Origin of the sequence: Leptospira kanakyensis, assembly GCF_004769235.1 — a bacterium.
In the GTDB taxonomy this organism is placed as follows: Bacteria; Spirochaetota; Leptospiria; order Leptospirales; family Leptospiraceae; genus Leptospira_A; species Leptospira_A kanakyensis.
On sequence record NZ_RQFG01000005.1, the window covers coordinates 673,344 to 693,966 of the forward strand.

Below are 20,623 nucleotides of genomic sequence, written 5' to 3' on the forward strand. Positions count from 1 at the left end.
AAAGGCCAAGGATATAAATCTTTGGCCTTTCCTGCCACCTATCGCCTAACTAAAACTTAAAACTGTTTCAGAAATCTTAAATTCCCGGATTGGAAATACCGGATGTCATGAATTCCGTAACGCATCATCACAAGACGATCAAGGCCGAGACCAAAGGCAAACCCTGTCCATTTTTTAGAATCAAGTCCTGCCGCTTCCAATACATTGGGATGGACTAAACCACAAGGCAGTAACTCCAACCAACCGGAATGTTTACACACACTGCAACCATCTCCACTACAAACCAAACAGTTGATATCAAGTTCAAAACCGGGTTCCACAAATGGAAAGTATCCGGGGCGGAGTCTGGTTTTGATTTCTTTTCGGAACACACGAGAAAGTAGTGTTTCCATCGTATAAATCAAATGAGCCACAGAAATGTTTTCGCCAACCACCATACCCTCTACTTGGTAAAAAGTATTTTCGTGGGAGGCATCCACCTCTTCATATCGAAACACACGACCTGGCGCAATGATCCGAAACGGCGGTTTTAATTTGCGAAGGGCACGCACCTGGATGGCGGAAGTATGAGTTCTGAGTAAGTTTCCATCTGCCGTATAAAACGTATCTTGCATATCACGTGCCGGATGGTCTTCGGTAAAATTAAGGGCACCAAAATTGTTTTCATCGGTTTCTACTTCGGGCCCATCCATCACGGAAAAACCCATGGAAGTAAAAATATCTTCGATTTCATATTGGATTTGAGAAATAGGATGGAGACTCCCTCTTTCTTTAGAAGCGACTGGACGCAAACTATCAAAGAATTCTTGGCCCAATTGGTTCTCATAAAAACTTTCTTTTAAGGAAGAACGTTTTGTTTCTACAAAACTTTCAAGCCGACTTTGTGCTTCGTTTGCTTGTTTCCCCACTGTTTTTTTCTCTTCTACGGAAAGGGAGGCTAGACCCTTTAAAACAGAAGTGAGTTTTCCTTTTTTACCAATGAATTGGTTTTTGAGAGAATCTAGATCTTGTTCGGATGTGGCAGAAGATAAAACAGATTCCGCCTCTTTGACTAAAACTTCGATTTCTTGGGATAGGCTCATACAGATTCTCTTGATTCAATTAATGATTTTAATTCAGGATAAATTCCACCAAAGGCACCATTAGACATCGCAAGGATGATTACTTTTTCCTTTTGGAATTTTGGCAGAATCTTTTTTAGAAGGATAGGAATTTCTTTTGGATCTTTCGCATACAAAGTTTCTTTCTTTGTATTCTTTGCGATGTCTTTTACTAGTTTTTTGACATTCAATCGCAGGGATTTGTTTACTTTGTCTACCTGAAACACTTCGGTAACAATGCTCACGTCACTTCCTTTAAAACATTTAGCAAAATCGTCTTGGAATACATTTCTGTGTGAGGTAGCACTTCTTGGTTCAAAAAGTGAAATGATTTTGTATCCAGGGTAAGCTTCTTTGTGAGCCTTTATGGTTTCTTGGATGGCCACGGGATGGTGGGCAAAGTCTTCCACAAGAAGACTTCTTTCAGAAACAAAAAGGTTTTCTTGTCGTCGTTTGACACCAGGGAATGACTCCACTGCTTCTAAAATTTCTTTTCTTTTTTGCGGAGCAATCTCTAAACAAATACGAGTGGCAACTTCCACATTACGATAATTATGTGACCCAATTAAAGATGGTTTTAGTTTTGTTTTGGTTCGGATTTCAGACAAAATACCTTTTTCGTATTTAAAAATGGAATTTTTATCTCCCAAATCAAACGATTCCACTGGTGCATGTTTGTAATCTTTGGTGATCTCTACTAGGTTTCGAGAACCTTTCCAATAGAATACCTTTCCTCGACTCGGAACCAAATTTAACAGACGTTTGAACATGGTTTTGATTGCGTTTAGATCGGCAAAAATATCCGCATGATCAAAATCGAGAGCATTCATCGCCAAATAATACGGTCTGTAATGTAAAAACTTAGAACTTTTATCAAAGAAAGCAGAATCGTATTCGTCCCCTTCAATGACAAAATAATCTCCTTCCCCAAGTGCAAAACCAGGGAAACCGTCTTTGCGAATCCCACCCACAAAGAGGCCTGGTTTTAGTCCAATGGATTCCAAAATCCAATGGGTTAAAAATGTAGTGGTTGTTTTGCCGTGAGTTCCTGAAATTACGATGGGTTTTTTATTTTTCAGAAAAAATGTTCCGATGGCCTGGGCCATACTCATATATTCCATTCCCGTGTTTAGAACTTCTTCTACTTCAGGATTCCCACGTGAAATCGCATTTCCAATGATAACTAAATCAGAACCTTTTACGTTTTCTTTACGATAACCAGATTTAGGTGATAAACCCCATTCCACCAACTTATCAGACATAGGTGGGTAAAGATTTTGGTCTGAACCTGATACATCATGACCTTGATTTTTTAGCATATAGGCCAAGTTACCCATAGCAATTCCACCAATGCCTACCATAAAGATTTTCAAAAGAGCACCGTCCTAACCAAGTTGTAAATAAATAGAGGAACTGAAACAAGAACCAAAAAAAACAAAATCACTTTCATTAGAAAAAATAAAAAATCAAAAGAAGTCCATTCTCTTCGGTGTGATAAATAATAATAAGCTAAATGTAATGAATACAAAAAACCAACACCTAAGGCAAGTAAGGGGATTGGTGCAGGAAAAATCCAAAAGATTGCGGTGGCACTGAAGGGAAGATAGGAAATCATAAACACATGTGGTTCTGGCCCTTCCCAATCTTTTGTGCGATCACGCATTTGGTGATACATCCGAAAACTATCAACAAGACGAACGAGAATATAAAACCCTAAATAAAAAAAGAATAAAGTAACCATCCCTTGTGTGTAAGTTAACTTTGTTTCTTCATCTACCGTCGAAACTTTGAACAAAACAATTTGGATCAAATTTCCGAGAAACTTAGCAGCGGGTGCAAGAAGGATGAGTTGGAGATGGGCCAACCACAAATCACGACCACCTAAATCCGTTTTATGATAATAGGCTTCAAAAGCGGACATAGGGGAGTAGAATAAATCTCGGATCATTTCCATCCGAGATGCGACTGTAGAAACTTTTTGCACCTTATTGGATTTTCTGGTTGGGGCGCTCGTAACGGGAAGCACTTTTCACTTTCATGACAGCATTCACCAAATTTTGGAAGGATTCCTCTTTCATCCAAGTGATCGTTTCAGAAAAATAAGGAACAAATTCCCGACGAACCGGCCTCCATTTTCCCAAATCGGATTCCCAAAGTGGGTAAAAGGAAAGCCGATATTTGATTCCTTCTGATTGGGTTACATCCAAAACTGCTTCTGGAACTTGAGTCGAGGGAAGTTCAGGAAACTCTGGGGCTCCTGTCTCATCCGTATAGAACTCAACCTTTAGTCCTTTGACCACCGATTCCCACTGATTTCCGACGTCTGGAGGTAATACAATCCTTTCTCCGGTGGTTCGGCTCCAATCATTTACATAAACATTGTATTGGTTTTTTTTGGCGCGGTTTTCTGCTTTTACATTGACTACCTGACCAGAAAAAGAAAGTTCCTTCAGATAACCTTCGTTAAATGTAACATACATTTTTTCACGAAAGTTAGTGGTCGGCGCACGAAACTTTTCAATTAAATAGTTGTAGGGAGCAATTATCTCTTCATTCACTAATACAGAAACACGACCTTCATCGGCTCCAATCTTTTTTCCGAAAAACAACTGTTTGTCTTTTGAAAATTCGATTTCAGAGCCATTCTCTTCTGATAAAGACAAGGATGGTGAACTCATCCCTAAACAATAAGACTTTTGGATCTCAGGTGTGGCCTTTTCAATCAATTTCGTTTTAAGAACACTGAGTTCGGAAAAACTATTTTTTACATTGTAGTTGGCTTCATAAGAAGTTTGTTTGCCGTCTTTTATAGTGGAAACAGTATAAACAGGAGTTAAGTTCCACCCACGAGGGATTTTACGAAACACCATGGTTTCTTCTGCAAACTTTGGTTCCAAAACCCCACACCAATCTTCTTTAGGTGGAGTGTACCGCATGGATTTCCAATCTTCTTTCCAAAAATTTGTTTCAGAAATATTTTCTGGATGGTCTTCCATCCAGTAGAAAAGTAAAAACAAACCAACAAATGCAACAACAACTAAACTAATTTTCTGTTTCATACTTCAATCATAGAACTTTTTCGGCGAACATAGACAAAGTAGGATCCCACTGCCAGAATGAATCCAGGAAACAAAAACACTCCAATCACCCAAGCAACTAACTTCTGATTGTCGGAAAGGGAAATTGTATCTAGTTCTTCTTTTTTAAGTGGAATTTCTGCAACAGCAGTATCTTGGAATAAACCCGTAATGGACACTGTGGAAAACTGTGAGTTCATCGCGTACGGAATGAACTGATCGGTTACCCAAGACGTACCCGTATGTAAAATGATTTTTCCCGATTTTTCACTTACGAGAGACATTGGTGTTAAAACGATGGAGAGAATTTTACTTTCACGTTTTTCGTTTGGATCCAATTTCCCGTTTTTGTTTTCATCCGTATACGCTTCATATCCAGATTCCAATAAAGTTTCTGACTTAAAAACATAGGGAGATGGAATGGTGGCATCCGTTTCCAAATAACCACTGTAAGGGAATAAAATTCCCATATCTTTTTTCTGAAGTAAATCAGTGAGTCTATTGTCTGGAAAACGTTTTGCCACAACAAACCCCGGTTTTTCTTCTCTTTCAATGAGAGGAGATGATTTAAACTTAAGACCAGCCGTTGTTAGTAACCAAGAAAAATCTTCACTCCCTTTTGGTTCCATTGTAATGAGAAGTTTTCCATTTTTTTCCAAAACAAATTTTGTTAGTTCTTCCTTTGCTTCTTTCGAAAAAGGAACTGTTGGTCCAAGAACGACTAACATTTCTGCATCTTCTGGCAATTTTGATGGCCAACCTTGCGCAAATCCGAGTTCCGCCACTTTAAAGTTGAGGAACTGTAAAGAAGAAACAAACCGGTTTACTTGTTCATTAGGAAGAGCTTTAAAGGACATTCCGTATCTTTCACCATTCGAAACAGTAAAATAAACTTTTTTCTGCTCGGTAGTGACGTTGAGAAGTGCCCCAACTAACTTACGTTCTAGATCTTCCAAATCTTTTGTTTCTTTGGCAATCACTCGCTCTTCTGCAAAAGGAGTCCCCGATGATAACAAAGATTGTTTCTGCGAACGAACAAAAATAGTTCCGTTGGAAACCTGGCCAAATTCTTTTAATAAATCCACTTCTACATCCGCATTAATGAATTGAACGGTGATATGTGAATTTTCCGCTTTGATTTGGTCTAAAAGGATTTCGATATCGGGACGAACTCGAGTGAGAGCAAACGCAGCCAACTTATCACCGTTGGCTGGCCCATCCGCTTCCAAAGGACGAGGATAAAATGCAGTGATTGTAACATCTTTTGTGATTGGTTTGATGAGATTTCTTGAAATTTGAGAAAGAGAAAATTTCCCCTGGCTACTCAAATCAAAATTATAGTTTCGTTTGATTGCAAAATAGTTAACAGCAACAACAATCGGAAGAACAAACAAAAATCCAAGAACCGCATTTTGTAATAATGAATTTTTGGATTTTGCAAGGTTACTCTGCGCTTCTAACGATGACTTTCCTATTTCAAGTAAAATGATTTGAAGAAGGAATACAATTGATAAAAGAACCACACAAAGTAAAAGAAATTCTCTTACTTTCGGAATGGCACTGACTTCCTCATTAAATCCAGCTACAGGTTTTAAATCCAAAAAATCACGTAAAACAGATAATAAAAAGGCACCAATTCCAAATCCGGCAGCAATGTATCTGTTTTGGTCTTCTTTACGTAATCCTTTAGAAAAAGCACGGAGGATGGTATCTGAAGCTAAAAATAAAAAAATTACACCTAGAAAAATAATTCTTCTTTTAGGATCTACAACCATCCCATCGAACAAGAAATAGGCGAAAAGTGAAAGTAAACTAATAAACGGTAAAATTCGATCTGCAGTTAAAAACATGGCCTACCCCCTCCATCTCCTGGATTCCAGAACCTTTACGGTAAGATATAAAAACAAAAAAGTTCCACTTAAGAAAAATACAATCCCTGTTAAAGGAACCACACCTTTAGCAAAAGCTGCAAAGTGCGAAAAAATATGTAAATGGAAAAGAACCTTTCTCGTTGTTGCTTGGAAAAGATGTGAAAAATATCCCACCACCCAAAGTGTCAAAATAATCAAAACCGAAATCAAAAGTGAAATCATTTGGTTTTTACCGAGGCTTGATCCAAACATTCCAATCGTGAAGGTAAAAACACCTAACAAAAACACGCCGACACTACCAGAAGCCACCATATAAAACGGAGCTTTCCAAAATGAGTATAACAACAATGGAAAAAGCCCATTGATAAAAACCGTAATGATCCCACAAACTGTGACACCAAACAAAAATTTACCAAATACAATTTCCAAATCGGTAATGGGCGAAGTAAAAAGTAATTCCAAAGTGCCTTTGTTTCTTTCCTCTACAATCGATCCCATAGAGATGATTACCATAGCAATGAGAATGGTTGTCATAAAGGAAATGAAAGTGATGTACGTTGCAATTTCATAGTTTGCAGTTCCATTAAAGTTTAGGATCATTACGAAAAGTGCATTTAGAAACGCAGTTCCCCCGAGAACCAAAGGCCCCATATAAGTTCCAAAAAATAATCGTAATTCTTTTTTATAGATCCAAACAGCCGTTTGCCAGTTCATATTTTCTCCATAAAAATTTGTTCTAAAGACACTTCTTGTTTTTTCAAAGATTCAATTTGAATTCCACTAGCCAATGCTTTTGAAAACAAAGATTCTTTGAATCGTTTTGGATTTGTTGTTCGCACTAAAAATTGAATTTCCTCTTTATTGGTTCCTAGTTCAGACAAACTATCACCATCACCTATCGCCGATTTCATAAAATTAAGAAGTTCATCTGCGCCCTTTCCAGAAAGGCCAACTTCCCATCCTGCAAGTCGATTCATTTCTTCTTCCAAACGACCCAGTGAAAGTTCTTGTTTCAAACTTCCTTTGTGTAAAAATAAAAACTTATCACAAGTTTTATAAATCTCAGTTAAGATATGACTGGAAATCAAAACGGTATGATCACCCGCAAGACTCCTAATCAGATTTCGGATTTCTACAATTTGTTTTGGATCAAGTCCTGAAATTGGTTCGTCCATAATCACAATTTCAGGATCTCCCAAAATGGCTTGGGCGATTCCCACACGTTTCCGGTATCCCAATGATAAAGTTCCAATCAACTTATCTTTAACAGCCGTAATGTTTGTTTTAGAAAGAACCTTTTCTATTTCCGAATCAAGTTTAGTTCCCTCAATTTTTTTGATCCGACCTACAAATTGGAGATACTCTGTAATGGTCATATCTTCGTAGAGAGGAGGAGTTTCAGGAAGGTATCCGATTTTCTGTTTTGCTTCCAAAGGAAAGTCAAAGATAGACTTTCCATCAATTGAAGCATCACCCGCACTAGGAATCAAATACCCTGTCAGGATTCGGATGGTAGTGGTTTTTCCGGCGCCGTTGAGGCCCAAAAGACCCACAATTTCGCCTTTTTCTAATTTGAAATTAAGCCCTGAGATGGCTCGTTTTTCACCGTAAAATTTTGATAAATTGCTGACTTGAATCATAACTCTGGTTTAGTTTTCGTATACCTGCACCTATGAATGAATTTCTGGAAAAAATCAAAAGCTTTTTCAAGGATGAAGACAGCTTTTTTGATGCAAAGCAACTTCTGCAACAGAATTGGCACAAATTTGTCCCCCAATACTTCGACAAAATCCTGGAAACTCGTGCAAATGCCGTCTTTGTCTTAGATCAGGATCTAAATTATACCTATGTGAACTCTTCGGCAGAACGTATGGTGGAGAAATCCGCCAGTCAGATGTTAGGGCAAAACATTTGGGATCTGTTTCCGAACCTGGACGAAACCGATTTTGGGAAACAATTATCGCGTGCGATTAAAAATAGAGAACCATTTCGTTCAGATGAATTCTTTTTGGAATCAAAAGGATGGTTTGCGACTCAAGTTTTTCCTCAGGAAAATTTTACCATCCTCATTGCGACCGAAATCACCTCCGAAAAAAACGCCAAGGATAATTACAGCCAAGTTCTCAGCAAAAACAAAGCAATCTTAAGTTCTCTCCCCGACAAATTATATGGAATTCGTAAGGATGGATCTGTGATTGATCACAAGGAGTTTCCTGATTTTAAAGGTTGGGATTCCCTTCACGAAGGTAAAGAAGTTCGGGTCACAAGAATTGAAAATCTATTTCCAACCAAAAAACTCATGGAAATTGAATCCATCTTAGAACAAGTATTAGAAACTGGTGGAACCAAAACTTATGAATATTCCATTGAAGATTACGATGGAAAAAAATATTTTGAAGCCCGATTTACAAAAACTGGCGAAGATGATGTTCTAACGATAGTTCGGAATATAACTGAACGAAAAAAAGCTGAAGCATTAAAAAACGAATTTATAAGTTTAGTAAGCCATGAATTGCGGACTCCACTAACATCCATTAAAGGATCTATCGATTTATTACTTGCTGGTGTTGCGGGGGAACTCTCCAACCAAACCAAATCTCTTCTGAATATCTGTCGAAAAAATACTCAAAGACTTGTACGTTTTGTAACAGACTTATTGGATATAGAAGCTTTAGATTCAGGAAATATTAATTTCAAATTTCGAACCTATCGTTTAGAAGAAATCCTTCAAAGTTCTGTCGATGGAATGAGAACCTTTGCCGAACAATACCATGTTTTACTAAATTATGATCAAAATTTTCCATCCACTTCTGTTTTTGTAGATGAAGATAGGTTAAATCATTGTATTACAAATCTAATTTCCAATGCAGTGAAGTACACTCCCAAGTTTTCGGAAGTGTACATTACAGTAGTTCCTTCAGACACTCATGCACAAATATTAATCAAAGACAATGGCCCAGGAATTGATCCGAATTTTGCTCCAAGATTATTTCATAGATTTGCACAAGGAGCACCACCGAAAGATAAATTAGTTGGTGGTTCAGGACTTGGACTTTCTATCACCAAGGGTTTTGTTGAAGCGATGAAAGGAAAAATATTTTTTACTTCTGATGACCAAGGGACTGTTTTTACGATTGAATTTCCAATCATAAAACCGGGAATGATTCCTTCAGGATACGACCAATGACAGAATCCACCTTAAATCACGTGTTAATTGTTGAGGATGAAGAAGATATTGTGGAGATCCTTCGCATTGCACTGGAGTTTAATTCGAATTATCAGGTGAGTTTTGCAAAAACAGGGCCAGAAGGTTTACAAAAAGCTATCATTCTTCAACCCGACTTAATCTTGTTAGATGTTCTGATGCCAGGTATGAATGGAATGGAACTCATCGAAGAATTAAAAATTTTTCCAGAAACTAAAGAGATTCCTGTTGCTTTTATCACATCGAGGGTTTTAAAAAATGAAATTTTGGAATACCAAAAAAGAGGGGGCATTGGTGTGATTGAAAAACCCTTTGCCCCTCTTGAAATTGCTGATAAAATTCAAACCCTTTGGGAAGATTGGAAAAAAAACTAAGACTTTAATCTTATCTATTAAACGTCTTTAAACCCAGTCAAAATTTCGTCTTGTCTTCCCATAAGGCGCACTGACAAACGCGGGCCCACTTCACAAACAATACGAGAAGCTACATAGTTTCCCCAACGAGCTGACTTTTGTGCGGAATATCCTTGGGTCAGTCCGTATAATACTCCCGCAGCAAAAGCATCCCCTGCACCCGTTGTATCAATTGGTTTTACTGGAAAACCGGGAACGAGTGTGATCTTTCCGTTTTCAGAAACATAAGCTCCCTCTTTTCCCGCAGTCATAAATACTAAAGGACAAAGTTTAGAAATAAACTCGACAGCTTCTTCCGCAGTTTTTGCTCCACTCAGGGCTAATCCTTCTTCAGAATTACAAAAAACCACATCAACATATTCTTTTGTTAGATGGATGAATTCATCTCTAGAACGATTCACACAAAAAGGATCACTATAAGTAAAAGAAACTTTTACATTGTTTTCCTTTGCAACTTTCATAGAAAGTTCGCTTGCTTTTTTTGTAGAATCTCCATCCCACAAATAACCTTCTACATATACAAATTTACTTTTTTTAAGATTTTCTACATCTATATCATCCGGGCCAAGTGAAGTAGAAATGGCAAGATTGGTTAACATGGTTCTTTCAGCATCTGGAGTTGTCAAAACAACACAAGTTCCCGTATGGCCATTTTTATCAGGAGTGGTTTCAAAAAGTACACCTGCATCTTCCATATCTTTTTTATAAAATTCGCCGTAAGTATCATGGGTAACTTTACCCGTATAACAACATGTTCCACCTGAGTTTGCAATGGCAATCATGGTGTTGGCAGCACTGCCACCAGAGCGAAGTTCTTTTTTTTCATCATGAAGGTCTGCAAGAATCTGCCCTTGTCTGGATTCGTCTACAAGAGTCATCACACCTTTGGTGATATTTTGTTTTTGTAAAAAATTGGGATCAATAAAGGCAATGATATCTACCAGGGCGTTCCCCACGCCGAATACGTCGTAATGCTTCATGGGGACAATGCTTTTTTCCTTTAGGGAATTGACACTCAATTTTCCTGTTCCAGGTTGGCAAGTACCGAGAAAATACGGCTCCATGGTTTCCTATTTCCGATTATCAATTTTACTTTTTTTAAGTTTCTCATCCCTTACGTTACTTGCTCAAAACAAAGAAACAAAAGAAGTTGAGATTAGAGCCAATGTAGAAAACCAGTCAAAAAATTCCAATTTTTCCAAGAACCCAACAGGGTTTCAAAAAGAAATCGACTTAACATCAACAAACACTCGATATACGAGTTTGCCCGATGTATTAAACCGAGAAGCAGGAGTTCGGGTTCGGCAATATGGTGGACTTGGTTCTTACTCCACTCTTTCTTTACGGGGAACCAATCCCAACCAAACTAAAATCTATTGGAATGGTGTTCCTATCAATAATTCCATGGGAGGGGAAATCAATTTAGCCGACCTACCATTTGATAATTTAGAAAAAATTGAAATTTATAAATCAGGGACTCCTGCTGGATTTTCAGGTTCTGCGATTGGAGGTTCTATCAATCTAATTTCAAAATCAAAAATTGATAAACCGATTACACGAATCAATTTGATGGGAGGAAGTTTTAAAACGGCGAAAGCCAGTGTTACTCATATGGATCAATTTGCCGGTGGTTCTTATTTTGTGCAGGCCCTCCAAGAAACTTCAGACCAAAACTTTAGTTATCTCAATAACAAAGGAACTGTATTATTTAATACTTATGATGATATTATTGACACACGTAGGAATGCTCAATTTAGAAAAACAGGATTTACCGGAAATATTTCCATTGAATATGGAAAAACAAAAATCAATTTTTTGAATGATTACATTCACAGAAAACAAGGATTACCTGGGCCAGGAAATAGACAAACTGTTGCCGTAGAAAGAGTATTTAGTAAACTCTCTTCGGCAATCACAACAGAAACAAATGAATTTCTTTTACAAAACCTAACTCTTGAAACAAAGACTTACGGCAATTTTTCAAAGGATGATTTTTTCGATCCTAAATCTGAATTTAGTTATGGAACTCCCAACTCATATACAAAAACAAACCAATATGGATTTCAACTCACACCCACATTATATTTATTAGAATACAACCAAGTGCTCCGAACCTCTTTCCAAACGGAGCAAGAATTTTTCACTCGGTACGAAAAAAGATACAATCACGAAACAGAAAGGAAAGAACCGAAAAAACGTAGAGATACTTTAAGTGCTACATTTCAAGACGAAATCAGACTTTTTTCCAACCGACTTTTTTTAGTACCTCAAGTACGTTTTGAACGGTTCACCGACAGATTTGGAAAAGATGAGACAAGTGTCCGTAACCAACTTTTAGATCCACTCACTGATGTTTTTTATGTCAAACAAGCATTCACCAATCCAAGTTTTGGAATTAAAATCGTTTGGATTAAAAAAGAAAGTTTAGAATTTGGAACACTGGCAAATATTAGTAAAGACTTCAGAATTCCCACCTTCTTAGAGTTATTTGGTGAACGTGGAAGTATCGTTGGGAACACTAAATTAAAACCAGAACAAAGCCGAAACGGTGATTTTGGATTTTATCTCCATTCAAAACCAAACAACAATTGGAAAATACAATCTGATATTTCCATTTTCCAAAAAAGAATTTATGATATGATTTTGTTTTTGCCAAATTCACAATTTACTTTGAGGCCTGAAAACGTAGACCAAGCTCTCATTCGGGGTTTAGAAACAAGTCACAACCTAATTTGGAACAAAGGGATCAAATTTAACTTCAATTATACCTACCAAGATGCAAAAAACTATTCTGAATCTCCCGCATTAAACGGAAAGTATCTCCCACTTCGATCCAAAAGTCAAGGCAGCGCCCTGCTTGCATTCTTCAAAGAATATGGAGAAATTGGACTGGAATACCAATACATAGGTGCCAATTTTAGAGACAGAACCAATGAATATCTGGGGTATTTACCCGCCAGACAGTTTTGGAACCTCTACATCCAATATATACCTTACAAAAACTTAGAAACAGGAAACGAATTGATTTTAGGGTTTGAAGTTCGTAATCTATCAGACAAACGGGTTGAGGACTTGGTAGGATACCCACTTCCTGGCCGCAGTTACTATTTTACAGGGAGCTACCGATTCTAATGGCCATCACTGATAGCTTTCATGCTAAATACAACCTCCGACGCGAGATATACGCATTACGAGTATTCACCGCACGATATCTGAACTACAAATACAACCTCCGACGCGGGATATACGCATTACGTATATTTCCCATCCTTTTCATTCATTTCCATTGTGCTCAATTGGAAATTGAAAAACCCAATTTCTTTCAGTTTCTTTTTTTATCGGCTTCTCCCACTTCTGTGGGTGTAGTTACATCTGACTTTGCTAGTGGAGGAAGGTTTAAAACATTCGAACCAAACTCGTTTACTACGTTTCCCACATCCATCCCCATCCATTCAGATGCCGTTGGTCGATATACAAACGATAGAGTTTTTATAGTCAATCGATTGAATCGTGATAGTATCCAAGTTTTGAACCCTCAGCTCGGATTTATCACCGAACAAGAGTTTAGTGTTGGACAAGGTAAAAATCCACAGGACATTTCTGTTTGGAACGACAAATACTTTATCAGTTTGTATAATTCTGATGAATTGGTTATTTATTCGAGATCTAATGGAACAAAGATAGGGGGTGTTTCTTTTACTTCACTTCGAGAAACTTTTTCTACCTCAGGAATTCCAGATAGTTCTGTTGAATCTTCCTATATGCTTCAAGATGGTCCAAGTTTATTCGTATTGTTACAAAGATTGGATCGTAATGATGTATCAGGTTATTTGCCACCTAACTCGGATTCATATCTTGTAGAAATTGATATGGATCTAAATTCGATCAAAGCTGTCTACACTCTACCTTACAGAAATCCAAGTTCCAAAATCCAAAAAATTAATTTGTTCGGTGAACCTCATTTGGTAATTTCTTGTGTTGGACGTGTTGGTTTTATTTCTCAAATTGATGCGGGGATCATAGCGTTTCGTTTGAGCACTCGCCAATTTCATCCCAATCGTCTATTTGCAGAAGAAACCGCAGGCGGTGATATCCTCGCCTTCCAAATTAAAAATGACGAATTGGGCTTTGCAGCTGTTCTTGATTCTGGATTTACAAAAACTGTCCAGGCCTTTCGACCAAGAACCGGCGAACGAATTGGAACCCTTTTGCAAATACCAGGAAATGTTGGCATTAGCCTTTCCGGTTTATTACTTACAAATGAAGGAAAACTTCTCGTTGGCTCTACCGATTTCAATCGACCGGGAATCTATGTATACGACTCCAATTTGGGAAATATACTTTTGAATCCCGTACCAAGTTCCGTAGAACTAACACCTTTCGATATCTTCCAGTTGCAAAATCTTCAATAAATCTCAAAGTGGAAAAAGACAGGGGAATCTAATCTATGTTAACTCTAAAAAAACAGCCAAAGGGCCCGTTGGCCAAACAAGTTTTACTCATCATCTTAGATGGAGTTGGGTTTACAGAAAAAGGATACGAAAACGGAAACGCCGTTGCTAAAGCTGAAATGCCTGTATTAAAAGGGCTTTGGAAAACACAACCTACAGTTCTATTAAAAGCACATGGAACCGCTGTCGGAATGCCCAGTGATGAAGATATGGGCAACTCTGAAGTCGGCCATAATGTTTTAGGTTCGGGAAGAATTTTTGATCAAGGTGCCAAATTAGTATCTCAATCCATTGAGAATGGAAGTTTGTTTACTGGACCTATTTGGAAAAAAACTGTTTCCAATTGTAAATCAAATCAATCCACTTTTCATTTCCTCGGATTGTTTTCCGATGGAAATGTTCATAGCCATATCGACCATTTAAAAGCACTTATCGATCATGCAATTAAGGAAGATATTAAAAAAATCCGTCTCCATATTTTGTTAGATGGAAGAGATGTTCCCGAAAAATCTGCGTTAGACTATTTAAACCCTTTTGAAGAATACTTAGATTCCTATAGAAAAAAAGGAATCGATATTTTGATTGCCTCTGGTGGCGGTAGAATGGAACTCACAATGGATCGTTATGATGCTGATTGGTCTATGGTGGAAAAAGGCTGGAATCATCATGTTGAAGGAGAAGGTCGCGTTTTTTCTACTGCAAAAGAAGCCATCGAAACTTTTCGAACAGAAAACCCATCTGTCATAGACCAATACCTTCCAGGATTTGTGATTGGTGATTCCAATGGAAAACCTGTTGGTAAAGTAGAAGATGGCGACTCCGTTGTGTTTTTTAATTTTCGCGGTGATCGTGCCATTGAAATCTCTAGGGCATTTACAGAAGAATCTTTAACAAACTTCAATCGTAAACGTTTTCCAAAAATTGAATTTGCAGGAATGATGCAGTACGATGGAGATTTATTTATCCCCAAACAATACTTAGTTGCTCCTCCAGCGATTGATCGCACTATGGGCGAATATTTTGCCAATGTTGGGATCGCCCAATATGCTCTCTCGGAAACTCAAAAGTATGGCCACGTCACATTTTTTTGGAATGGAAATAGATCAGGATACTTCAACCAAACTTTAGAGACCTACGAAGAGGTAAAATCCGACATCATTCCTTTTGACCAGAAACCAGAAATGAAAGCAAAAGAAATCACTGATAATCTTGTGCTTGCCCTCACTTCCCACAAATTTCCTTTTTTAAGAGTTAATTATGCAAACGGTGATATGGTAGGTCATACCGGGAATATGGATGCGACTGTTCGAAGTTTAGAATATCTTGATCTTTGTTTGGATCGTATCAAAAAAATCTGCGATGAAACTGACACTGTTTTATGTATCACCGCTGACCATGGAAATGCAGATGAAATGTATCAACTTTCCAAAAAAGGTACTGCTGAAATTTCAAAAGAAGGGAAACCGGTTCCGAAAACGAGCCACACACTCAATCCCGTACAATTTGTACTTTATGACCCTTCTGGAAAAATCCAACTCAACCAAAACATTAAAGAAAAAGGTCTCGCCAATGTTGCAGCAACGATGATGGATCTTTTAGGATTTGAAGCACCAGAAGGATACCATCCAAGTCTAATTTCCAGAGACTAATTTAAAGATGCACTTTCGGATTCTCATCTTTTTTCTTTTCAGTTTATTTTTTACCAACTGTGGAGAATCCGAAATTGGCTCTTTTTCAGAAGAAACCAAAGAAAAAATTCGAAAGAGAATCAAACAAGAAGGATTTCAAGGTGTAGTCCTCATTTCCCAAGATGACAATATCCTGTTCAGAGAATCCATTTATCCTGGCAAAAAAAGAAAAAATTCACAACTATACAAAAAACATAATTTTCCGTTAGGTGAATCAACAAAAACTTTCACTTCCTTTGTCATTCATATGTTGGAAGAAGAAAAAAAAATTTCTTTAGCTGACCCTGTCTCTAAACATCTCAAATGGTTTCCTTATCCTAAAATAACGATTGGGCATTTATTACATCACACATCTGGTTTACCAAAAATTATAGAATTTCTCCCGAATTTTGATTCAGAAAAAAATCACTTAAAACGAGAGGATGTTAAAAGGATATTTTTAGAATCTAAGTTAAAACCAGCCTTTCCAGCAGGTGAGTATTGGAAATATAGTCGTCTTGATTATCTTTTTTTATCTTATATCATCGAAAAGGTTTCTGGATCAACCTACTCCAAATTTTTAAAAGAAAAAGTTTTTGATCCACTCGAGTTCCAAAATACAAACGTTGATTCCAATGAAGCGTTAATAGGAAATAGTGGAATATACTCGACACCAGAAGATTTATCTCTATTTAGTTTGGAATTAAAAAAACCAAAATTAATCTCAAAAACATCCAGAGACAATTTACTCAAAAAAACTGTTTTATCGGATTCAATATCTGAAGATCCAATTGCTTTTGGTGAAGGTGTTTTTGTTGGAGATTATTTTTATTGGACTTATGGTAAAGAAAAGGGAATTTCAAACTTTATCTACCATGACTTAAAAAGTAGAATTTTTATCACTATTGTAAGTCCCTATGGAAATAGCAAAGGTGATTTATCTTCAATAAAATCAATCTTAACCGAAATCATTTTTGATGCTAAAAAATTAAATCTTAGAAAAAGAACCAATCTTCCTAACGAAATATATATAGAAGACTTAATGAAAGAGGAAAAAGTTCCTTCACTTGGGATAGCCGTTTTTCGAAACCAGGGATTGAGTTGGAAAAAAATGTATGGGACAAAAACACAACATACACTTTTTCGGGCTGGTTCATTGTCCAAAACGATGACAGCAACCGCAACACTTCGATTAGTTGAATCTGGCCAACTTGATTTATATTCGAATTGGATTGGGAAACTAAAACAGTACAAAGTGTCCGTTCCCAAAGGAAAAAGACGATCACTTGTAAATCTTGATTTGTTATTATCTCACACAAGTGGACTCACTGAAAAAGGAAACTGGGATGATCCGATCAATTCAGGAAAAAAACATTTACGAGAGTTAAAGGATACAAATACCACAAAAGGAAATGGTTTGAAATTGTATTATAAACCGGGAAGTAAATCTCGTTACTCCGGTGGTGGGTATAGCATTGTACAAGAGATCTTAGCCGAACGAACCGGAAAATCATTTCAAAACCTAATGTCCGAAGTTGTTTTTCAACCTTTACAAATGACAAGAAGTACATTTAGACAGAATCTAACAGCAGAAGACGATCGTTGTGATGGTTACGATGAACAGGGAAAATTACTCCCACAAAAATCCTTTGTCACTCCTGAACTTTCTTCCGGTGGGCTTTGGACAACTCCGGAAGAAGTGGGATTATTATTCTATGAAGTAGCAAAAGCAAAACAAGGAAAATCAAACTTTTTATCCAAAGACTCTGCCGAGTATCTGCTCTCTCCTAAAATGAGTGCCGCAAACCTCACCGTTCATGCCCTTGTCGCCCATGGATTTTTCTTAAACCGCACTGGCAAAACTGAATATTTCTTTCATGGAGGGCATACAAAGGGACATAAGTCGCTTGCCCTTTTCAACACAGAAAAAGGATATGGAGTGGTCATTATGACTAATTCGGAAAATGGTTCTAAATTAATTTGGCGAATCCTCAGATCCATCTCAGTGGAAGAAAAATGGGATAAGTTCGTCAATTAATCTATTGACCAAATCCGAAAATTGGCTATTCTCAAAGCGGTTCAATGGAATATACAGAATCTAAATTCGACGGCATTGTTGTTCTGAAATTATTCGGCAACTTAGATATGTTAAATGCCGGTATACTCAAAGAACGAATTAAAGAATCTTCATCCCAAGAAGAACACCGGTTTATCTTTGATTTAGAGGGAGTCAGCTTTATTGACTCTTCCGGATTTGGACTCATCATGTCACTTAACGACAAATTGACAGAGTTAGGTGGTGGTTTGCGAATTGTTAATGTTTCAAAAACAATTCGCCAGATTTTTCGAATTTCTAAAATCTCTTCAGTCATTCAAATTTTTGAAAGCACAGAAGAAGCAATCAATTCATTCAAATAAATCAACTTACAGAAGTTGCTACCATTTTTTTCCAAAAGTTTTTTAGTTTAAGGAGTTTTGGATTTTCTGGTGCCATTTCTTGCAAAGAAAGAAGGACTTCTTTAGAACGTTCAATATCCCTTCTATGCATCAAAATTTCTGCAAGTAACAAAAGGTTATTAAAATTTTTCGGATCTCTAAAACGAAGTCTTTCTGCAAAATCTGTGGCTAACACAAAGTCTCTTCTTTGTTTGTGGGCATAAGCGATATAAAACAAAAAGTCAGTGTCTCCTGGATTTAACTGTAGATAACGATTTGCAAGTTCAATCGCTTTTTCATAATCCTTAGATTTCATATACAACTTGGACAACTCTCTTAAACAATAGAGATCATCTGGTTCCGAATCTAATGCAAGTTCCAAAGCAAAAATAGCGTTGTTCCATTCACCATCACGATAGGATTGAATCCCTTCTCCCAACATTTGATAATAAACATTTGTTTTCGTTGATTCTTTCGCGGCGTAAGCAACTTCCTCTAAAAAAGCAATTCTCATCAAACTTAGGTCATCTGTGAGATCCCCAAATAAATACATCGCCTTACAAATTTGATTTAGATCACCACCACCTTCCGTTACATGCCTTAAAAAAACTGTTTCGTCATCGTTGATGACTCTGTTTCCACCAGATTGTCCGACAAACAAATCATCACGTCCATCCGATCCTAAAATCAGAACATCACCGGGTCTTAGAGGATAAATTTGAATGACCACCTCATCACCACTCATCTCAGTAAAACCAATCTTTCGAAGTGAGTGTTCATTTTCTAGAAAACTCGAATTTCCATCTCGGTATAATACAATCCAAGGATGTTCCGCATTGATATAATATAAAGTTCCGGTTTCCTCGTCAACTAACCCTAATATAGCGGATATTAACATATGACCATCAAAACTAATAAAAACATTATGAACTTCTTGAAAACATTCCTTTAACCAACGTTCGGGATGTCTATCTTGCATATAACGTAACTTTTGTGTTCGAGTGATAATGGATTTAAAAACCGTTCCCATTACAAGAGCTCCGCCTGCACCTTGGATAGATTTACCCATAGCATCTGCGTTCAAAAATACTGTATATTTTTTACCCATTAAAAAGATAGAGTCAGAAACAGAAAGGTCTCCACCAATCTCTGATTGTTTGTTTCTAAACTTAAATTGTTTCATTTGACGTTCAAAAATTTTGATCGAAACCGTTTCTGATTTAGCAAACGAACCTCGTAAAGGTTTGATCAGAAGTGACGTTAAAAAATAATCTCCATCTTGTTTATCTTGAAGTTTTTGCATTTCCGATAAAGTTTCATTTAATTCCCTTGTTCGTTGGTCCACCATTTCTTCTAAATGATTTTGGTGTTCGGCCAATTCCTCTTTCATTTCTACAAAAACCCTTCCCATTTGTCCGATTTCATCACTTCTATGAGTTGGCAAAGTTTCTGGTTTCCATTGGTCTAAATCTACCATAGCAGTAGTGAGAAGTTTGATTGCCTCGACCATATCTCTAGAAAACAAAAAGGAAATGAGGAAAATGACGCCGCACAACACCAATGATGCGATAACAAAAAAAGACCAAATTTTCCAGGTTTTAGATTCTACTTCGTTTTCATCAATCATCACATGAAATACTAAATGTTTTACAGATTGAGAACTTCCAACATACGGAATTTTCACCATATAATATGGTTTGTTTTGAAAGTGAAATCTTTGTTCCTCCATTAACAAATTTGGTTTTTCATTCATCACCAAACGAATCATATCTGATCCGATTGTTTTTACTTTTCCTTCTTGAAAAATTGCTAAGTGAATTCGATTGTCTTTTGAAATTGTTTTTGTAAAATTATCATCTACTACTTGGCCAATGAGAACTGTCCCCCGGCCAAAAAGTGGAGCTGCCAACCGAAATCCAAGCCCACTATGTCCGTCTTCTAAAGCCGCAGTTGATTGCCCGTTCAAAGCATTTCGAATGATCGGTTGGTTTTTTTTATCATCTCCAAAATCTTTGGGACGATGCACACGAAACAAAACTTTTCCCTGGTTGTCTCCAATTTCAAAAATAGATAAACCATATCTTTTTAAGATTTGTTGTAAATAAGGTAGTTCCTTTGATAAAACAGAACGATCGCTAAGTCCCCTCTCTAAAATCCCTCGAGTTTGGGAATTAAAAGTAATTTCTTCTAATAACAAACGTAGTTTTTCTTCTTTAAATTCCAATTCCCTTTGGAAATTTCGCGAAAGATCCTCGGCCCGTTGTGTCTGAGGGATATTTTTAACCGATTGTAAAAGATAGGCGAAACTAGTCGTGAGAGCAATTACAAGAAGAATTTGACTCACACTCAGTATTAATAAGAATTTGTAACGTATGCTCATAGAAAACTACGTGCATCTTCTCA

Annotated in this window: 16 protein-coding genes; 7 read left to right on the forward strand and 9 right to left on the reverse strand. The window is 37.1% G+C overall.

Annotation, left to right across the window (positions count from 1 at the left end; translation table 11 throughout):
• Nucleotides 1-56 precede the first annotated feature (56 nt).
• The 7 genes from pheS to EHQ16_RS03830 are packed head-to-tail and all read right to left on the reverse strand — an operon-like array spanning nucleotide 57 to nucleotide 7,688.
• Nucleotides 57-1,082, reverse strand: coding sequence for a phenylalanine--tRNA ligase subunit alpha (gene pheS, locus EHQ16_RS03800; protein ID WP_135636207.1), 1,026 nt, complete (start codon nucleotides 1,080-1,082; stop codon nucleotides 57-59).
• Nucleotides 1,079-2,473 (reverse strand): UDP-N-acetylmuramate--L-alanine ligase, encoded by a 1,395-nt coding sequence (locus EHQ16_RS03805; RefSeq protein WP_135636205.1) that lies wholly within the window; start codon nucleotides 2,471-2,473, stop codon nucleotides 1,079-1,081. Before EHQ16_RS03805 ends, pheS begins: the two co-directional genes overlap by 4 nt.
• Nucleotides 2,470-3,084 carry a hypothetical protein gene (locus tag EHQ16_RS03810; protein ID WP_135636203.1) on the reverse strand — a complete coding sequence of 205 codons (615 nt, stop codon included), beginning with the start codon at nucleotides 3,082-3,084 and terminating at the stop codon, nucleotides 2,470-2,472. The genes EHQ16_RS03805 and EHQ16_RS03810 overlap by 4 nt, the downstream gene beginning before the upstream one ends.
• 1 nt (nucleotide 3,085) lies before the next feature.
• Nucleotides 3,086-4,159, reverse strand: coding sequence for a hypothetical protein (locus EHQ16_RS03815; RefSeq protein WP_135636201.1), 1,074 nt, complete (start codon nucleotides 4,157-4,159; stop codon nucleotides 3,086-3,088).
• The gene (locus EHQ16_RS03820; RefSeq protein WP_135636199.1) at nucleotides 4,156-6,027 is read right to left on the reverse strand and encodes a motility-associated ABC transporter substrate-binding family protein; all 1,872 of its coding nucleotides are present in this window, start codon (nucleotides 6,025-6,027) and stop codon (nucleotides 4,156-4,158) included. The genes EHQ16_RS03815 and EHQ16_RS03820 overlap by 4 nt, the downstream gene beginning before the upstream one ends.
• Nucleotides 6,028-6,030: 3 nt before the next feature.
• Nucleotides 6,031-6,762, reverse strand: coding sequence for an ABC transporter permease (locus tag EHQ16_RS03825; RefSeq protein ID WP_135586232.1), 732 nt, complete (start codon nucleotides 6,760-6,762; stop codon nucleotides 6,031-6,033).
• Nucleotides 6,759-7,688: an ABC transporter ATP-binding protein gene (locus EHQ16_RS03830; protein WP_135636197.1), complete on the reverse strand. Its 930-nt coding sequence runs from the start codon at nucleotides 7,686-7,688 to the stop codon at nucleotides 6,759-6,761. The genes EHQ16_RS03825 and EHQ16_RS03830 overlap by 4 nt, the downstream gene beginning before the upstream one ends.
• A 32-nt stretch (nucleotides 7,689-7,720) precedes the next feature.
• Here EHQ16_RS03830 and EHQ16_RS03835 point away from each other — a divergent pair, with 32 nt between their 5' ends.
• Nucleotides 7,721-9,235: a PAS domain-containing sensor histidine kinase gene (locus EHQ16_RS03835; RefSeq protein ID WP_135636195.1), complete on the forward strand. Its 1,515-nt coding sequence runs from the start codon at nucleotides 7,721-7,723 to the stop codon at nucleotides 9,233-9,235.
• The gene (locus tag EHQ16_RS03840) at nucleotides 9,232-9,627 is read left to right on the forward strand and encodes a response regulator (RefSeq protein WP_135636193.1); all 396 of its coding nucleotides are present in this window, start codon (nucleotides 9,232-9,234) and stop codon (nucleotides 9,625-9,627) included. The genes EHQ16_RS03835 and EHQ16_RS03840 overlap by 4 nt, the downstream gene beginning before the upstream one ends.
• 17 nt (nucleotides 9,628-9,644) lie before the next feature.
• On the opposite strand, the gene EHQ16_RS03845 is transcribed toward EHQ16_RS03840, so the two are convergent.
• Nucleotides 9,645-10,646: an adenosine kinase gene (locus EHQ16_RS03845; protein ID WP_167482629.1), complete on the reverse strand. Its 1,002-nt coding sequence runs from the start codon at nucleotides 10,644-10,646 to the stop codon at nucleotides 9,645-9,647.
• A gap of 82 nt (nucleotides 10,647-10,728) precedes the next feature.
• Between EHQ16_RS03845 and EHQ16_RS03850 the strand changes: the two genes are divergently transcribed.
• From EHQ16_RS03850 to EHQ16_RS03870, 5 genes are read left to right on the forward strand one after another with little or no spacing between them, the layout of a single operon-like run.
• Nucleotides 10,729-12,798 carry a TonB-dependent receptor gene (locus tag EHQ16_RS03850; protein ID WP_135637289.1) on the forward strand — a complete coding sequence of 690 codons (2,070 nt, stop codon included), beginning with the start codon at nucleotides 10,729-10,731 and terminating at the stop codon, nucleotides 12,796-12,798.
• A complete protein-coding gene (locus EHQ16_RS03855; protein ID WP_244241919.1) occupies nucleotides 12,798-14,078 on the forward strand; it encodes a hypothetical protein in 1,281 nt (426 codons plus the stop codon). Before EHQ16_RS03850 ends, EHQ16_RS03855 begins: the two co-directional genes overlap by 1 nt.
• 35 nt (nucleotides 14,079-14,113) lie before the next feature.
• The gene (gpmI, locus tag EHQ16_RS03860) at nucleotides 14,114-15,766 is read left to right on the forward strand and encodes a 2,3-bisphosphoglycerate-independent phosphoglycerate mutase (protein ID WP_135636191.1); all 1,653 of its coding nucleotides are present in this window, start codon (nucleotides 14,114-14,116) and stop codon (nucleotides 15,764-15,766) included.
• Nucleotides 15,767-15,773: 7 nt separating this feature from the next.
• Nucleotides 15,774-17,822 carry a serine hydrolase domain-containing protein gene (locus EHQ16_RS03865; protein ID WP_135636189.1) on the forward strand — a complete coding sequence of 683 codons (2,049 nt, stop codon included), beginning with the start codon at nucleotides 15,774-15,776 and terminating at the stop codon, nucleotides 17,820-17,822.
• Nucleotides 17,823-17,866: 44 nt separating this feature from the next.
• On the forward strand, nucleotides 17,867-18,202 hold the full coding sequence (locus EHQ16_RS03870) for an STAS domain-containing protein (RefSeq protein ID WP_135636187.1): 336 nt from the start codon (nucleotides 17,867-17,869) through the stop codon (nucleotides 18,200-18,202).
• A 1-nt stretch (nucleotide 18,203) separates the two neighbouring features.
• On the opposite strand, the gene EHQ16_RS03875 is transcribed toward EHQ16_RS03870, so the two are convergent.
• Nucleotides 18,204-20,600: a SpoIIE family protein phosphatase gene (locus EHQ16_RS03875; protein WP_135636185.1), complete on the reverse strand. Its 2,397-nt coding sequence runs from the start codon at nucleotides 20,598-20,600 to the stop codon at nucleotides 18,204-18,206.
• Nucleotides 20,601-20,623: the final 23 nt, after the last annotated feature.

Bases quoted from the DNA above. Each gene is read 5' to 3' on its own strand.
- EHQ16_RS03815 (WP_135636201.1), bottom strand. From the start codon at position 4,159: ATGAAACAGAAAATTAGTTTAGTTGTTGTTGCATTTGTTGGTTTGTTT.
- EHQ16_RS03870 (WP_135636187.1), top strand. From the start codon at position 17,867: ATGGAATATACAGAATCTAAATTCGACGGCATTGTTGTTCTGAAATTA.
- EHQ16_RS03820 (WP_135636199.1), bottom strand. From the start codon at position 6,027: ATGTTTTTAACTGCAGATCGAATTTTACCGTTTATTAGTTTACTTTCA.
- EHQ16_RS03855 (WP_244241919.1), top strand. From the start codon at position 12,798: ATGGCCATCACTGATAGCTTTCATGCTAAATACAACCTCCGACGCGAG.
- EHQ16_RS03835 (WP_135636195.1), top strand. From the start codon at position 7,721: ATGAATGAATTTCTGGAAAAAATCAAAAGCTTTTTCAAGGATGAAGAC.
- EHQ16_RS03825 (WP_135586232.1), bottom strand. From the start codon at position 6,762: ATGAACTGGCAAACGGCTGTTTGGATCTATAAAAAAGAATTACGATTA.
- EHQ16_RS03840 (WP_135636193.1), top strand. From the start codon at position 9,232: ATGACAGAATCCACCTTAAATCACGTGTTAATTGTTGAGGATGAAGAA.
- gpmI (WP_135636191.1), top strand. From the start codon at position 14,114: ATGTTAACTCTAAAAAAACAGCCAAAGGGCCCGTTGGCCAAACAAGTT.
- EHQ16_RS03830 (WP_135636197.1), bottom strand. From the start codon at position 7,688: ATGATTCAAGTCAGCAATTTATCAAAATTTTACGGTGAAAAACGAGCC.
- EHQ16_RS03875 (WP_135636185.1), bottom strand. From the start codon at position 20,600: ATGAGCATACGTTACAAATTCTTATTAATACTGAGTGTGAGTCAAATT.
- EHQ16_RS03850 (WP_135637289.1), top strand. From the start codon at position 10,729: ATGGTTTCCTATTTCCGATTATCAATTTTACTTTTTTTAAGTTTCTCA.
- EHQ16_RS03845 (WP_167482629.1), bottom strand. From the start codon at position 10,646: ATGAAGCATTACGACGTATTCGGCGTGGGGAACGCCCTGGTAGATATC.
- EHQ16_RS03865 (WP_135636189.1), top strand. From the start codon at position 15,774: ATGCACTTTCGGATTCTCATCTTTTTTCTTTTCAGTTTATTTTTTACC.
- pheS (WP_135636207.1), bottom strand. From the start codon at position 1,082: ATGAGCCTATCCCAAGAAATCGAAGTTTTAGTCAAAGAGGCGGAATCT.